10 protein-coding genes, 1 pseudogene and 1 riboswitch are annotated in these 17,379 nt (G+C 39.9%); of the genes and pseudogenes, 2 read left to right on the top strand and 9 right to left on the bottom strand.

Annotated elements, in window-relative coordinates; all coding sequences use genetic code 11:
- Nucleotides 1–515 precede the first annotated feature (515 nt).
- The 7 genes and pseudogenes from ACIPKN_RS21350 to hutH all read right to left on the bottom strand — a co-directional run bounded on the left by ACIPKN_RS21350 (nucleotide 516) and on the right by hutH (nucleotide 10,072).
- Nucleotides 516–2,393, bottom strand: coding sequence for an SLC13 family permease (locus ACIPKN_RS21350; protein WP_400939888.1), 1,878 nt, complete (start codon nucleotides 2,391–2,393; stop codon nucleotides 516–518).
- 576 nt (nucleotides 2,394–2,969) lie between these two features.
- The gene (nadD, locus tag ACIPKN_RS21345; RefSeq protein ID WP_400939885.1) at nucleotides 2,970–3,584 is read right to left on the bottom strand and encodes a nicotinate-nucleotide adenylyltransferase; all 615 of its coding nucleotides are present in this window, start codon (nucleotides 3,582–3,584) and stop codon (nucleotides 2,970–2,972) included.
- Nucleotides 3,585–3,932: 348 nt separating this feature from the next.
- Nucleotides 3,933–4,106 (bottom strand): annotated as a pseudogene (locus ACIPKN_RS21340) (nicotinate phosphoribosyltransferase); the annotation flags it as partial.
- Nucleotides 4,107–4,165: 59 nt separating this feature from the next.
- The gene (gene hutI, locus ACIPKN_RS21335) at nucleotides 4,166–5,452 is read right to left on the bottom strand and encodes an imidazolonepropionase (protein ID WP_400939882.1); all 1,287 of its coding nucleotides are present in this window, start codon (nucleotides 5,450–5,452) and stop codon (nucleotides 4,166–4,168) included.
- Nucleotides 5,449–7,119, bottom strand: a complete 1,671-nt coding sequence (gene hutU / locus ACIPKN_RS21330) for a urocanate hydratase (RefSeq protein ID WP_400939880.1) — start codon at nucleotides 7,117–7,119, stop codon at nucleotides 5,449–5,451. The genes hutI and hutU overlap by 4 nt, the downstream gene beginning before the upstream one ends.
- Before the next feature lie 15 nt (nucleotides 7,120–7,134).
- Nucleotides 7,135–8,463: a YjiH family protein gene (locus ACIPKN_RS21325; protein ID WP_400939878.1), complete on the bottom strand. Its 1,329-nt coding sequence runs from the start codon at nucleotides 8,461–8,463 to the stop codon at nucleotides 7,135–7,137.
- Between the two features lie 94 nt (nucleotides 8,464–8,557).
- On the bottom strand, nucleotides 8,558–10,072 hold the full coding sequence (hutH, locus tag ACIPKN_RS21320) for a histidine ammonia-lyase (RefSeq protein WP_400939875.1): 1,515 nt from the start codon (nucleotides 10,070–10,072) through the stop codon (nucleotides 8,558–8,560).
- 229 nt (nucleotides 10,073–10,301) lie between these two features.
- On the opposite strand from hutH, the gene ACIPKN_RS21315 reads away from it, so the two are divergent.
- The gene (locus ACIPKN_RS21315; protein WP_400939872.1) at nucleotides 10,302–11,747 is read left to right on the top strand and encodes a helix-turn-helix domain-containing protein; all 1,446 of its coding nucleotides are present in this window, start codon (nucleotides 10,302–10,304) and stop codon (nucleotides 11,745–11,747) included.
- Between the two features lie 426 nt (nucleotides 11,748–12,173).
- Entirely contained in the window at nucleotides 12,174–13,679 is a 1,506-nt protein-coding gene (locus ACIPKN_RS21310; RefSeq protein ID WP_400939870.1) for a catalase, read from the top strand.
- Nucleotides 13,680–13,883: 204 nt separating this feature from the next.
- Here the strand turns inward: ACIPKN_RS21310 and thiC are convergent, their stop codons facing one another.
- Nucleotides 13,884–15,662: a phosphomethylpyrimidine synthase ThiC gene (gene thiC / locus ACIPKN_RS21305; RefSeq protein WP_400939868.1), complete on the bottom strand. Its 1,779-nt coding sequence runs from the start codon at nucleotides 15,660–15,662 to the stop codon at nucleotides 13,884–13,886.
- A gap of 132 nt (nucleotides 15,663–15,794) precedes the next feature.
- Nucleotides 15,795–15,909: riboswitch (TPP riboswitch) on the bottom strand.
- 536 nt (nucleotides 15,910–16,445) lie between these two features.
- Nucleotides 16,446–17,375 carry an AEC family transporter gene (locus ACIPKN_RS21300; RefSeq protein WP_400939866.1) on the bottom strand — a complete coding sequence of 310 codons (930 nt, stop codon included), beginning with the start codon at nucleotides 17,373–17,375 and terminating at the stop codon, nucleotides 16,446–16,448.
- Between the last annotated feature and the right edge of the window lie 4 nt (nucleotides 17,376–17,379).

Below are 17,379 nucleotides of genomic sequence, written 5' to 3'. Positions count from 1 at the left end.
TGAGCCAGGATCAAACTCTCCATAAAAAGAAATTTGATTAGCTCAAATTGTTTTGCTGGCATCATGTTTGATGTCCAAAATTTTGTTTCGTTCACCAACTCGAGGTTAGCTAGTAAAAACTTTATTGATTACGTTTTGCTTGTTCAGTTTTCAAGGTTCATTTTGCCGCTGCTTTTCTCAACAGCAACTTTTACATAATACCATGTCGTCCACTAGATGTCAACAACTAATTTTCATTTGATTTAATTGTTTTTCAGTAGCTGTCTTAACGACTTGTATAATACTACACTCTTAATTTTAAAAGGTCAACACTTTTTCTAAAAAAACTTTATAATTTTTCACTTCATTGAGAATCTTCCTATATAATGATTAAGAAAACAATTTATTATTAGACTCACAATCTGACGTTAATTTAATGTTTTATTGTTATCTATAATATAATTTTATCATAATCTCTATTAAAAAATTAATTGTTTTTCACTAAAAACAAAAAACTCGGTATAGAAACCGAGTTTTTAAAATGGGAAGAAAAATGGAATTGCTAGCACCATGACAACAAACATAATAATCTGTAATGGCATTCCAATCTTCACAAAATCCATAAATTTATAACCGCCAGCTGTCATCACAAGCGCATTTGTTGGGGAAGCAATTGGTGTGACAAACGCCATACTCGCTGCTACAGCAACAGCAATCATAAATGTCGTGGGACTTGCTTCCATTGCAATCGCGGCATTCATAGCGATTGGTGCGAACAAGACCGCAGTCGCCGTATTACTAATAAACTGTCCAAAAATAGCTGTTAAAATATATACGCCAACTAGTACTCCATACGGTCCATAATCTCCAAGTGCATTAATGATACCATCAGATAAAATAACCATACCACCTGTTTTCTCCAATGCAGTCGCCATCGGAAGCATTGCAGCTACAAGCACAATACTTTCAAAATTCATATTGCTGTATGCGTCTTCCATATTTCGCAAACAACCTGTTAATATCATCAATACGGCACCAATCATAACGGAAATTACAGCAGGGAAAATTTCAAAAGCCATTAACACAATCATTAAAAGCATAATGACACCAGCAATACCAGCTTTACCCGTTGCTGCTGCGACACTCGCATGCTCTTTCGGCTGACCAACAACAACGACATCCTGCGTTTCCCTTGCAAGTAATAAAATTTCATCCCATGCACCTTGCACTAAAATGGCATCGCCAAATTTCAATTTATGCGTCACCATATCTTGTAGTTTATAGCCGCCTCTACGATTAATGCCAATTATATTAAGATTATATTTTTCTCGAAAGCCTAGGGTGCTAACAGTCTTATTAATAAAGCTCGAATTTGGCGTTAATAATACTTCAGCAATACCAAGATGCTTTGATACCAATTCATCAGCCTCTCCTTCGACTAATTCCTGCATCTCTAGACTATAATCCAAAGCAAAGCGACGAATATTTTCTTCCTCACCTTGGACATACAATTCATCTTTGGCATGTATCACACTCGTTGGACCTGCCATTTCCTGATATGTCATCGGTAAAAAATTAATGCCTTCTTGAGATCGTCGGTGAATTTTCATCATACAAAGCGCATATTTGGCCGGAAGCTTTAATTCTGCTAATGTTGCGTCAATAATCGACGAATCCTCTGGGACAAACACTTTAAACAAACGATTGTTTAAATCATACTGCTTAATAATTTTCTTTGGAGATAGTTTATAGTCAGCTTTTGTTTGTGTACGATTTTTTTCATTTGGTAAAAGAATATTGCGCACGAGTACTAAATAGATAATACCGACTATCATTCCTACAATACCGATGGGTGTCACTTCGAAAAATCCTAACTTATTATAGCCTCTATCTACTAATAACTGACTGACAATTAAATTTGTTGGTGAGGCAATTAATGTCATAAGCCCAGAAAGACTCGCAACATAAGAAAGTGGTAGCAAGAATTTCGAAGGACTTTCCTTCATACTAATGGCAATACTAACAACGATCGGCATCATTAAAGCTACAGTACCTGTATTACTCATAAAGGCACCTACCGTCCCTACAATAATGAGCAATAGCACAAATAACTTCAGCTCACTATCACCTGACCATTTCAACAATAATCGCCCTGCCATCCCCGCAAGTCCCGTGCGTAAAATTCCTGCGCCCACAACGAACAACCCTGCAATCATTAAAACTACAGAGTTCGAAAAGCCAGCAAGCGCCTCTGTTGGCGTTAAAATATCTGTAATGACGAATGCTAGTAGTGACACAATCGCAACGAGATCCGCTCGTACTTTATTTGTCACAAATGCAATAATTGTCGCTCCTAAAATAAAAAATGTTAATGTAAGCTGCACTTCTAAGAATTCCTTTCTAACATTAATCATTACGCTAGATGATACACACAACCTTTTGTATATCATTTAGATTTATTATATCTTACCCAAACCTGTAAATGAGAAAGTTCACGATCTTTTCAAAATAAAAGACTCCTCCTTATAACGTGAGATTGATTTTCGTTCCAACTGGGCGCTTTCCTGAGGGCGTCCGATGAGCCGCTTCGCTGCAGGGTCTCATCCGTGACGCTAATCCCCAAGGAGTCGCCCAGTCTCCACTACAATCAACAATTTATCGACGAAAAAACATAAAATAATGCGTATCATTAAACTAATGTTGATCTCCACTCCGAGTTGGTGCTTTCTGCACAAGCTAATCCCGCAGGAGTCGCTACTCTCCGTGAAAAATCAACAGCCCCTCATAATTTATTTAAAAATCCTAAATTGCAACGGGATATGTTTGATAGTTTTCGCGCAAGGAAAGCATAAAAGTTTCTTTCAATACGCTACATGACGAGGTCTCCTCAATAAATTACCATACCGCTTTTTAAAACAAATAGCTTTTACCTACAGTTTGAAGCGCAGTTTAAAACCACACTCTATTATCATGTATCGCCCATACCTAGATTATTTTTGATAAAGATTATGCTCTTTAATATAGTCATAACAAGCGTCAGGCAGTAGATATTTGGGTTCACCGCCCATTGCGAATTCTTCTCGAATATAGGTAGAGCTAATTTCCATCGCTAAGCCTTTGTCAATCAAATGAAATCTTCCATCATCATGATTCCTCAATATTGGAGAACGACTAATTGTTGATAACATATCAATCCCATGCCTTGCCATTACAATAAATTTGTTCTCATCTACTAACACTTCTCCTTTTTTCCACAATCCTGCGCCAATATCAACTAATAAATCAGCTCCCATAATAAAATGAATGTCATCATTAGGGTGCTGTTCTCTAAAATATTTCATCGTATCATATGTGTAAATGTTCCAGCCTTCTTGCTCCATTTCATATGAATCTGCAATAAAACGCTCATCCTTAGTAATAGCCAGCTGCAGCATATTCCATCGATGAGTATTTTCTGTTTTTATTTCCTTGTCCTTTCGTTTATTTGAGCAAGGTAAAAAAATTACTTTATCTAATTTGCAACGATGCGCGACTGTGCTCGCGGTCCAAAGATGAACATTTGTAATCGGATCAAAGGACGATCCGTAAATTCCTATTCTCGCCATCTCTATCCCTCCGTTCTTCTTCTCCTTTTGGTTCTCCATTTATCATCTTTACAACTTTTTCTTTAATAATTAAATCGACGGGATACTTTTCTGGATTCATTGTTCGTTTATACTTACTCCATAGTAGATGTAAATTCTCTTCTATATATACCATCACCAAAACGTGTGGTTGATTTCCGTTCCGACTGGGCGCTTTCCTGGGGGCGTCCGATGAGCCGCTTCGCTGCGCTGCAGGGTCTCATCTGTGACGCTGATCCCCGAGGAGTCGCCCAGTCTCCACTCCAATCAACTATTTACATAGTAGAAGTTTTAACAAAAGTCATCCTCAACTTTTGGTGATGAACCATGGATTTCCTTAAGTGTCGGTTCTTTGTAAAGAATAGATCCATTTACTACAATGTCTTGCTGTAATTCTTTCGCTGTAAAATTCTTCACGAATTTGCTGATATAAGTATGAACAGGGTGAAACATTTTCAAGCGCTTTTCCTCTTGCGGGTTTTCATTGTCTAACGCAATATAATCCCTTCAATTTAAAAAGCATAAACAAGGCACCTCTGCCTTATTTATGCTTTTCGTATTATTCAATTCACTAGCTGATTTTTCAAAAGAATACCATCCTGTACGACAACTCGCCCATTTTTAATTACAGTATTCGTATGATTCATGCCATAGAAATATTGTAACTGCTTATAATTGGCAACATCCAATATAATGACGTCAGCTTGTTTGCCCGCTTCAAGAGAGCCAATTTGATGCCCACGATTAAGTGCATATGCAGCATTAATAGTAGTCGCCGTTAACACTTCCTCTAGTGTCATGCCCATATGCATACAAGCTAAATTCATAATAAAGGGCAGACTCATCGTTGGAGATGAGCCAGGATTAAAGTCAGTTGATATAGCAACAGGTACCCCTTCATCAATCATGAGGCGTCCCCTTGCAAATGGCGCACGTAAGAAGAATGCCGTTCCAGGTAGCAGCACTGCAATCGTCCCGGCTTCAGCCATTTTTTGTATACCCTCATCCGAAGCAACTAATAAATGCTCCGCCGAAATTGCCCCTACTTCCGCGGCAAGCTCTGCTCCCTTATAAGGCTCAATTTCATCTGCATGAATTTTCGGTGTTAACCCCAACGCTTTTCCCGCCTCTAAAATGCGTTGTGATTGCTCTGGCGTAAATACACCTTTTTCACAAAATACATCATTGAATTCTGCAAGATTTAGCTCAGCTACTTTCGGCAACATGTCATGAATGACTACATCCACAAATTCATCCTCACGACCCTTATAATCACGTGGCACCGCATGCGCCCCCATAAAGGTACTAACGACATCAATGTCATGTGTGGCTTGCAGTTCCTTAGCTACCTCAAGCTGTTTCTTTTCAGTTTCCCAATCCAAACCATAGCCAGATTTTGCTTCAACTGTTGTGACACCATGCTTTAAAAACACATCTAAATGATTCATCGTTTTTCTATATAAATCACCAAAGCTAGTTTCTCGAGTCCGCTTTGTTGTGGCATGAATCCCACCACCCGCATTCATAATTTCCATGTATGTGGAACCATTGAGTCGCATATTAAACTCCTGCTCACGTGTTCCTCCATGAACTAAATGCGTATGACAATCAACGAGACCTGGCATAACAACCTTACCTGAGGCGTCAATAACCTCAGCCACCTTGACAAGTTTAGGGAAGTCCACTTCTAGCTGCGCAATGGGCCCTACTGCTATAATGCTATTGCCCTCCATTAAAACACTGCCATTTTCCAGCACCGCAATTTCACGCATTTGTTCTTTTGTACGAGGACCTTGTACGGCACTTTTTAACGTGATCACTTCATTGGCATTTTTGATTAAAATTGTCACTTCGCATCATCCTTTAACATTGGTATACGCACACCTTTGTTCTTTGCTGTATTAATAGCAATTTCATAGCCAGCATCTGCGTGACGCACAACGCCCATTCCTGGATCGGAAATTAACACTCGTGCAATCTTCTCTGCCGCTAACTCAGAACCATCCGCTACTAGCACTTGACCAGCATGCTGAGAATAACCCATACCTACACCACCACCGTGATGAACACTTACCCAGCTGGCACCACTTGCTGTATTGACAAGCGCATTTAGAATCGGCCAGTCTGATACTGCATCAGAGCCATCAAGCATACCCTCTGTTTCACGATTTGGCGATGCAACTGAGCCTGAGTCTAGATGATCTCGACCAAAGACAATCGGCCCTGATAGCTCACCATTAGCAACCATTTCATTAACCTTCAATGCAAAACGATGACGATCACCATAGCCTAACCAGCAAATTCGTGCCGGTAACCCTTGCCATTTCACCATTTTTTGCGCCATATCAATCCAGTTCACAAGACCTTCATCTTCAGCAAACATCTCTTTTGCAAGTGCATCTGTTTTATAAATATCCTCAGGGTTACCCGAAAGTGCAGCCCAACGGAATGGTCCTTTCCCCTCACAGAATAATGGACGAATGTACGCCGGAACAAAGCCAGGGAAGTCAAAGGCATTCGTTACACCCATCTCTTTGGCATAAGCACGAATGTTATTACCGTAATCAAATACTTCTGCGCCCGCCTGTTGGAAGTCAAGCATTGTACGAACATGCTCAGCCATCGTCTCTTTTGCTCTTCGCTCATACGTTTTTACATCACTTTTACGCAGTTCAAGCGCTTCCCCAAATGTCATACCATTTGGAACATAACCATTTATCGGATCATGAGCAGATGTTTGGTCAGTTACAAAATCAGGGATAATTCCTCGATTCAATAGCTCACGATTAACATCCGCACAGTTGCCAACAAGACCAATCGACGCAGGCTCTTTTTGGTCACGTAGTTTATTGACTAATTCAATAGCTTCATCTACTGTCTCCACAAGATAATCACAGTAGCCCTCTTTTATTTTACGTTCAATTCGAGCACGATCTACTTCGACGACTAAAATGACAGCACCAGCCATTTTCCCAGCTAAAGGCTGTGCACCACTCATACCACCCATACCACCTGTAAGGATGAATTTACCGCGTAAATCTGCTGTGCCAAATACTTTTTTACCTGCCTCTACGAATGATAAATACGTTCCTTGTAAAATGCCTTGTGCGCCAATATAAATCCAGCTACCAGCCGTCATTTGACCGTACATCATTAAATCACGGTCCTCCAACTCATAGAAATGCTCCCAATTTGCCCACGCTGGCACTAAATTAGAATTTGCAATCAATACACGTGGCGAATGTTCATGTGTACGGAATACAGCTACCGGTTTTCCTGATTGAATAAGAAGTGTTTCATCATTCTCTAATTCTTTTAATGACGCAATAATTTGCTCATAGCTCTCCCAATTACGCGCCGCTTTACCGATACCTCCGTAAACGATTAGTTCATCTGGATTTTCTGCTACTTCAGGATCTAAATTGTTCATTAACATACGCATTGCAGCTTCCTGCGTCCAACCTTTACATGTTAATTCATTCCCACGTGGTGCACGAATATTTGTTTTAACTACCATTAAAAACACACTCCTTTAAAATAGTAAAAATGCTATTGGTGTTACGATGATTAACGTTAATACGACACGCTCAAACCAAATGAGTAAAATTTGGCGCAATGTCAATGGAATTTCAGATGATAAAATAAGCGGAATAACGGCTGAAAAGAACAGAACTGCCGATATCGATACGACCGCCACAATAAATTTCGTCACAAGTGCTGCCTGTGTGACAACAAGTGCTGGTAAAAATACTTCTGCTAACGATAATGACAGCGCTTTCGCTGCTAAATATGGTTCTGGAACTTGTAACACATATGTGAATGGTACAAAAATATACGCAAGCCAATCAAAAATTGGTGTATATGTTGCAAGTACAAGCCCTAGCAGACCGATTGATAGAATCGATGGAATAACACCCATCGCCATAATGAAGCCATCCTTTAAATTCGCCCATAAAACTTTAGATAAAGGTGGATTTTGCTCAACTGCATCCATCGCTTGACGCCATGCTTCTTTAAAACGGTCCTTCTTTACAATCTTTTCCGGCATCGGCGTCGCGCCCTTATAGTATTCATCCTTCATTGAACGAAGTGGATAAATACGCGCTGTTAACGCAGTGACCACAAATGTTACAACGAGCGACACCCAGAAAAACGCATTCCAATGCTGCATAATATCCAGCGTACTCGCAATGACAACCATAAACGTTGCAGATACAGTCGAGAAACCTGTTGCAATAATCGCGGCTTCCTTCGCTGTGTAGCGACCTTCCATATAAACACGATTCGTTAAAAGTAAGCCAACCGAATAACTGCCGACAAATGAGGCAACTGCATCCACTGCTGAACGTCCAGGTGTTTTAAAAATAGGCTTCATAAACGGCTGTGTTAAAACACCGATGTATTCAAGCAACCCATAGCTTACTAGAAGTGCTAAAAACAAAGATCCAATCGGGATTAGTATCCCTACCGGCTTAATAAGCTTCTCCATTAAATACGGACCGATGCTTTCATTTGCTAGCCATGCAGGTGCTATATTAAAAATTAATAAAATCCCGGCAACCATACCGCCCACTTTAAAAATTGACAATACAATATTGACTATCGACTTATTCCACTTCTTCGTAAGGAATGGATGAACCGCTCCACCTACAAGCATTATGAGTACATATGCAGTTACAAGTAGTGGTGCTTCAGTGCGAATAAAATTCACAATGTGATCAATTAAAATTGTATTCTTACCTTGCCATTCAAACGATATGAAGAAACTGAATATTCCGACCAAACTGCACGCAATCATCTTCATAGCGGAGGAGACTCGGAATTGCGAGTCTTGCCTCAGCTCTTGTTGTTGAAATTCCATCCTATTCCCCCTCGACTGTTAATTAGAATTCCCTGTCAATCCGGACAAATTGAAAGATTTGTTGGATTTCCTATAGGAAATTATCATCTAAGGTTTACATATACTCGTTTAATAGAACATCACTCGTTAATAAATACTGTGAAAGCGCTTCTATTTCATCGCCGATTGGTTGATCCGCTAACAGTGGTGGACAAAATTCACGCACTTTTTCTAAATACTTTCGAGTTGTTGGAGATAACTGCTCTTCCGCTTTGTCTAAATGGATAGCCTGCGATGCACAAATCATTTCTATCGCAATGACACGAGCGGCATTGTGTACGATTTGACGTACTTGGCGCGCTGATGTTGTACCCATGCTCACATGATCCTCTTGGTTCCCTGATGTCGGTATAGAATCCACACTTGAGGGATGTGCCAACACTTTGTTTTCGGATACGATAGAGGCTGCTGTATATTGAGCAATCATTAGCCCACATTCAATACCAGGATTTGTCGCTAAAAATGGAGGCAAACCTTCATTAAGCTGTGGATTAACCATGCGTTCTGTACGTCGCTCCGAAATATTAGCCCATTCACATACACCGACTTTTAAAAAGTCCATTGCTAATGCAATTGGTTGACCGTGGAAATGCCCACCAGACAATACTTCTCCATTTTCTAAAACAATCGGATTATCTGTCGTTGCATTCATTTCAGTTTGCACACGGTCCTGAGCATAGAAAAATGACTGCCATGAAGCACCATGCACTTGTGGAATACAACGTAGTGAATAGGCATCCTGCATACGGATTTCACCTTGCTTTGTCACACGTTTACTTCCATCAAGCCATTTACGGATTCGTCCGCCAACAAGCTCTAATTCCGGGTGTGGTCTTACCGCCAAAAGTGCTGGATCAAATGCTGAAGTAATACCCTTCAGTGACTCAAGCGTTAAACTTGCTGCCATATCTGCTGCTAGCCCAATACGCTCTGCCTCGTTCACTGTTAAAACCCCGATACCCGTCATTGCTTGGGTACCATTTACAAGCGCTAGACCTTCCTTAGCTTGTAGTCGGACAGGCGTTAGCCCAGCTTGCTGTAACGCCGCACTGCCACTCATAATCTCTCCATTAAACTCCGCCTTACCTTCACCTACAAGCACTAAAGCCAAATGTGATAACGGCGCTAAATCTCCACTTGCTCCAACTGAACCTTGAGAAGGTACAATCGGGTGTACTCCCTTATTAATAAATTCCAAAAGCAGCTGCACTGTTTCCAGACGAATTCCTGAAAAACCACGAGCTAGAGCATTCGCACGTAAAACCATCATTGCACGTACAACATCTGTTGGAAACGGCGCACCCACACCAGTTGCATCTGAGCGCAATAAATTTAACTGTAAAAGCTCAATGTCTTCCTCTTCAATCTTTATATTACTCAGCTTTCCAAAGCCTGTATTCACACCATATATCGTTTGCCCCTCAGCTAAACGCTTTTCAATGCGTTCCCTACTTAAACGTATATGCTCCACACTGTCTAGAGAAAGCGCTACCGTGGCACGACCTTCTACAATTTCCCCTATTTGCTGTCTTGTTAATGTCTGGCCATCAAGCTCGATAATAGACTTCATAATGTCATCCCCCTGTTTCCTTAGAGCTATGTAAAAATGCTTTTAATCAATTTCGCTATCGCTACAAAAGATAAATAACAATTACACTAACTACATTGTACTAACTACCTTTTTCAGAAAATAGGGAATTTTAAAAGAGAAAACATGAATTATTTCAGAATTTTTGTTATTTTAATAATATAATAGTATTTTTTTACGAAACTAGATTATTTTAAGGAGGTTTGCAGTTGTGAAATTGTTATTAATCGACAGGGATTCCACTGATCTTTCAGGGATTCGTTGGTTTTTACATACATATTTTCCTGGGGATGTAACTATAGAAATAGGTACAACTATTAATGAGGCACTTCAAAGTATCCAGCAATTCGAGCCTGAGGTGATACTGCTAAATATTGACCTATTCTCAAATAATCGTTTAATTGCACTTTATCGTGTTTTACAAAAACATTCTGGGACTATTTTAGCTATGACGACAGAGCCACTTTTTAAAAATGCATTAAAGGCAATTGATTTACAGGTCGCACATCTCTTCGTTAAACCAATTGATTTAGAAGTATTAAAGCAAAAGCTCACTGCTATTTCCCTTCGGACAACCAAAGCAGAAGCAGTGTATCAAGAAGCAACAGATGAATCCTTTTACTATCAACTATTTTTAGATAGTAAAACTAGTTCCATAGAGACAAATATACATTTCACAATGATCGAGCCTGAGCATTCCGAAATGTTTAACAAACTATACAACTGGCTTCAGCAAACGCCTATTTATTCTAGCATGAGGATTTATCCTTTATCAGAAAAAATTGTATGTTTATTCCAAACAAATGATTTAGAGAAGGATGTTCGTACATTAATGAAGGAATGGCGATTAACGAATAATAGCTCGTTAAATATTGGGGTTTATGATGGGGAACCGACCACCATGAAGAATATGTATACCTTAACAAAACGTGCACTTCATCAAAGCTTTTACGAAGGCTATGGGCATATTTTTTATGCGAGCAAACAATTGGAGACACAGCCCTTCGATCCTTTACTAACACCTGAAGAGCAGCAATTACTAATAAGTAGTTTAGAGGACGGAAATATTGAAGCCGTCAAAGCATTTTTATATCGACTATCTAATGAAGGAATATATTACAAGCAAGATGACTTACGTATTCATCTAACGAGTGTTCTGGCGCAAATTCGGCGTTTTATGCTGAAGTATAAATTACATGAGAAAGCGGCAATTGAGCAAAATTATCGTCAGCTTTTTCATTTAATTATTGAGCATCCTATATTTTATACCATTTTAAATGGCATCATATCATTTACACAAAGGCTGATTGAATTAGCTAATGAGGCTCGAATAGAAAAACGGGCTGACTATGTAGAACTGGCCATAGAAATTATCGACCAGCAATTTCAGGATAGCGGGTTATCATTACCTTACGTTGCTCATAAATTAGGGATTAGTCCCAATTATTTAAGTACGATTTTTTCAAAGAAGCAAGGCCTGCCATTTAAACGCTACCTACAGCAAGTCCGAATTCAAAATGCCACAAAAATGCTTGTAGAAACCGATTTTGCTATTAGTGAAATTGCCGATTTAAATGGTTTTGATGATTCGAATTACTTCATAAAAATTTTTAAACAGCACATCGGAATTACTCCCCATCGTTATCGCAAAACTTAAAAAGACTTTTAAGTAACAAGGAGTTGATTTCCGTTCTAACTAGAAACTTGTGCGAAGCGTAGCGGGTAAAGGCTATATCTTTAAGGGATCTCCGATACCTGATCCCCAAAACTTTCACTGCAATTATTTTCAATTATCATACTCTATTTTCAATAAGAATAAGTAAACAAAAGAATTCATTTTATTCTTAAGCTTCCTCTTCTTCATAACTTATTTTCAAGTAATTCTCGAAAATGTTTTAAAAACTAAATTAGTGGTAAAGGTTATTCATAAGCTATTTAAATCTAGCATATATTTGTAGTTTGTATCTTAATGTAAAAATTCTTTAACAATAATAATTATAATTTACTAGCAATTATAATTTACATTTGTTATAGTTATTGATGAAGAGTTTGACTCACAATTTTTCTTAGGAGGTAAACTAATATGACAAATGAAAATAATCGTAGCCGTCGTTTTACAACAGCAGGTGGTGCTCCAGTAGTAAGCAACCACGATTCTATGTCAGCAGGTCCTCGTGGTCCTCTATTACTCCAGGATGTATGGCTAGTTGAAAAATTAGCGAACTTCAACCGTGAAGTTATTCCTGAACGTCGTATGCATGCTAAAGGTTCAGGTGCATTCGGTACTTTCACTGTAACGCATGATATTACTAAATATACAAAAGCAAAAATCTTCTCAGAGGTTGGGAAAAAGACTGACATGTTTGCACGCTTCTCCACAGTTGCAGGTGAGCGTGGTGCAGCGGATGCTGAGCGCGATATTCGTGGCTTTGCACTTAAGTTCTATACAGAAGAAGGTAACTGGGATTTAGTTGGTAACAACACACCTGTATTCTTCTTCCGTGATCCTTTACACTTTACAGATTTAAACCACGTGGTAAAACGTGACCCACGTACGAATATGAAAAATGCGAATTCAAACTGGGATTTCTGGACTTCATTACCAGAGGCGCTCCACCAAGTAACAATTGTTATGTCTGACCGTGGTATTCCGGCTGGATACCGCAATATGCATGGTTTCGGTTCTCACACTTATAGCTTTATTAATGCTGAAAATGAGCGCGTATGGGTTAAATTCCACTTCCGTACAGAGCAAGACATTAAAAACTTAACTGGTGCTGAGGCTGCTGAAGTAATCAGTAACGACCGCGAATCTTCACAACGCGATCTATATGAGGCTATTGAAAAAGGCGATTTCCCTAAATGGAAAATGTACATTCAAATAATGACAGAGGAACAGGCTCGTGAGTTACCATATAACCCATTTGATTTAACGAAGGTATGGTATAAAAAAGACTTCCCATTAATTCCTGTGGGTGAATTCGAGTTAAACAAAAATGCGGACAACTACTTTGCGGAAGTTGAGCAAGCTGCATTTGCACCATCTAACATTATCCCTGGTATTAGCTTCTCGCCAGACAAAATGTTACAAGCTCGTATCTTTGCGTATGCAGACGCACAACGCTACCGTTTAGGTGTGAACCACTACATGCTTCCTGTAAACGCACCAAAATGCCCATTCCGTTCATTCCACCGCGACGGCGCTATGCGTTTCGATGGCAACCTAGGTTCAACTTTAAGCTACGAACCAAATAGCTATGGTGAGTGGGAACATAATTTAGACTATAAAGAGCCTGAATTACGTATAGACGGTAATGCTGGTATCCACGATTTCCGTGAAGACGACAATAACTACTTCGAGCAGCCGGGTAAATTATTCCGCCTAATGACTGCCGAAGAGCAACAACGTCTATTCGAAAATACTGCTAATGATATGGCACCAGTTGAAGAGTTCATCAAAGGCCGTCATATTCTTCACTGCTATTTAGCTGATCCAGCATATGGCGAAGGTGTAGCAAAAGCTATGGGTCTTTCATTAGAAGGTATGGATCTTTCAAACCCATACGAAAAGCAAGCAACAAACGTTTAATTTTCCATTATTATTGATATCCAATCCAACTTTTTACTCCATGTGAAGGACATCTTCACATGGAGTTTTTTTATATTAATGACAGAACGAAGACTCATCACCATAATGTGTGGTTGATTTCCGTTCCGACAGGGCGCTTTTCTGGGGGCGTCCGATGAAACTAATAAGGCTTGTGCCTAATTTGACACAAGCCTGCTTTACTAATTATTGATAAATTTGACTGCCTGCCTGTTTAAATTCCTCTGCTTTCTCCTTCATACCTTTGTGGATTGCTTCAGTCGTATTTAAGTCACTCTCTTTTGCATAATTACGAATATCCTGTGAGATTCTCATACTACAAAACTTAGGTCCACACATTGAACAAAAGTGCGCAGTTTTTGCCCCTTCTGCAGGCAATGTTTCATCATGGTATTCAACTGCACGCTCTGGATCTAACGAAAGATTGAATTGATCGCGCCAGCGGAATTCAAATCGTGCCTTAGATAGCGCATCGTCACGCTGCTGTGCTCCCGGATGCCCTTTCGCTAAATCGGCAGCATGTGCAGCAATTTTATACGTAATAACCCCTACACGAACATCGTCACGATTTGGTAGGCCGAGATGCTCTTTTGGCGTCACATAACATAGCATTGCCGTACCATACCACCCTATCATTGCAGCACCAATAGCCGATGTAATATGGTCGTAACCAGGGGCAATATCTGTTGTCAACGGTCCTAAAGTATAGAAAGGAGCTTCCTTACACACCTCTAACTGTTTATCCATATTTTCTTTAATAAGATGCATTGGTACATGCCCTGGTCCTTCTACCATCACCTGTACATCATGCTCCCAGGCAATTTGCGTTAATTCCCCTAGCGTTTCTAGCTCTGCAAATTGAGCCTCATCATTTGCATCTGCAATAGAACCAGGACGTAAACCATCACCTAAAGAGAAGGCAACATCATAGGTTTTCATAATTTCGCAGATCTCTTCAAAATGAGTATATAAGAAGCTCTCTTGATGGTGATATAAACACCACTGCGCCATAATCGAGCCTCCTCGAGACACTATGCCTGTTACACGATTAGCCGTTAATGGCACATAGCGTAGCAATACCCCTGCATGAATCGTGAAGTAATCAACACCTTGCTCAGCCTGTTCGATTAACGTATCACGATACACCTCCCATGTTAAATCCTCTGCCACTCCATTTACTTTTTCTAGCGCTTGATAAATCGGCACCGTTCCCACTGGCACCGCGGCGTTACGAATAATCCATTCACGTGTCGTATGAATATGCTTACCAGTAGATAAATCCATAATGTTATCAGCACCCCAGCGTGTAGCCCACGTCATTTTTTCTACCTCTTCTGCAATAGAGGATGACACCGCTGAATTTCCAATATTGGCGTTTATTTTTACGTGGAAGTTACGTCCAATAATCATCGGCTCTGCCTCAGGGTGATTAATATTAGATGGCAAAATAGCACGTCCTGCCGCGATCTCTGAGCGCACAAATTCTGGGTCCATATTTTCGCGTATCGCTACAAATTCCATTTCTGGAGTAATAATTCCCTTTCGTGCATAGTGAAGCTGCGTTACATTTTTACCTTTCTTCGCACGCAAAGGCTTTTTGGATAAATACGGAAAAATATTTTCACTTATTCGTGGATCATCAGCTTTGCGGAATCCATTATCTTCTGGCTTGATAGTACGCCCTTCGTATTCTTCAACGTCACCTCGTTCTTTGATCCATGCACTACATAAAGCTGGCAATCCTTTCGTAATGTCCACCTTATACGCAGGATCAGTATACGGGCCGCTCGTATCATAAACACGTACTGGTGCATTTTCCTCTTCACCAAAGCTTCCTGTCGTTGGACTTAGAGCAATTTCACGCATTGGCACTAAAATATCTGGTTGAGAACCTTCTACGTAAACTTTTTTACTTCCTTCAAAACTAGACATAATCGTAATATTCTTGTCGCTAACTGTTGTCATAAACTACTTCGCCCCCTTTTATATTTATACAAGGACCGAATCTAGCTCACCCCAATAAAGACAAAAGCCGAATCCAAAAAATTTTGGATCCGGCTAAGAATGTAAAGGTATAGTTATTGCAAATACATTGAGTGCAATAATGGTTAACTTTCCCACGCTGGTATGAGCCAGATCAGGTCCAAAGGGTCAAGAAACCTCTATGCGTTTCCCTCTCAGCCTGACTCATCAGACTCCCCTAGTTAATGCTATTAAGTTTGATGATAGTGTAGCAGATATTGTTAAGAGATGGAAGCTTCATTTGTTTTTTTTGCTTATCATCAAAAGTTGGCGACAGCAATTGATCAATTATGCCTCGGCATAATTGCATCTGGATTCGGCATTGTGCTTAGGCCTGCATCTATATTAATTCCTTATCGATCCGTGTTCAGCTGATGCTTGGACACCACTGAAAAGTAACTTAAACCCGAATTGTATCTTACAACCTATAGAGATGGGAGACTTCTACTGAAAGAAGTTTAAACGTAAGCCATGCATATAGGTTGATTGGAGTGGAGGCTGGGCGACTCCTCGGGGATCAGCGTCACAGATGAGACCCTGGAGCGAGCAGCGCGAGTGGCTCATCGGACGCCCCCAGGAAGCTCTGCTCTGCGCGAAAGCGAAGCGTCAGCGACAAATGTTTTAACTGTGCGAAAGCGAAGCGTCAGCGACAAAGCGCCCAGCCGGAACGGAAATCAACCTCACGTTTTGACAATAATCTTTTTTATTCCGAATAGCACCAAACTGTTAAGTAAACAACAGTTCCGCCACATAAATCACAATCGTCACTGTAATACAGCTCACAATCGTTGAAAATAAAACTGTTTGTGCAGCAGTTGCCGATTCTACGTCATATTCTAATGCAAGACTAGAACTATTTCGCGATGTTGGGAACGAACTAGCTATAAAAAGTGATTGTGCCACGACACCATCAAGACCAAGCGCAAAAATGATTAGCAATGCAACGGCTGGCCCTATGACTAGTCGTGTAAAACAGCTAATGAATACTATCTTATTGAACATGGATTTAATTTCAAGTTGCGATAGTTGCGCCCCTAAAGTTATTAATGCTACAGCGATAAAGCCATCTGCCACATGGTCTATCGGAATTCTTACAAACTGCGGAATAGCGATAGTAAAATAGTTCATTGCCACACCAATAATAAGTGCATGAATAATGGGCATTTTGAGGAAGTCTTTCACAATAGACATGCCCGATTTTGTTGAAGAAATTAAATTGTACAAGCCGTAAGTATAGGTCGTCATATTTTGAAATATAACGAGAATGACCTGAATCGCTACGCCAATCGGCTGAGCCACAAAAATCATTTGTGCAACTGGAATTCCATAGTTACCCGAATTAATTAGGACAACACTATTTTTAAACACCGCAGCCTCTGTTTTTACTAAGCCTAGTCCCTTTGCAAGAAAATGACTAAGCACCATTTGGCTTCCGATAAAGAGTAGAATAAATAACGCAACTTCCCCAAGCACAGACAGCTCTATACTCGTTTCATATATATTCACAAAAACTGCTGCTGGCATGAAGCAATATGTAATAAGTTGAGATAACGCCTTTAAATTAAAGCGAAATTTCTTTTGTAAAACTGCACCAAGTACTAGAAGCACTAGAATTGGAGTCACAATTTTAAAAAAAATCATACCGAGATACATCATAGCT

Origin of the sequence: Lysinibacillus sp. NPDC086135 (assembly GCF_044746345.1) — a bacterium.
Taxonomy (GTDB): Bacteria; Bacillota; Bacilli; order Bacillales_A; family Planococcaceae; genus Lysinibacillus.
Note: the sequence above shows the minus strand (reverse complement) of the source record. Positions and strands in the feature narration are given on the sequence as shown.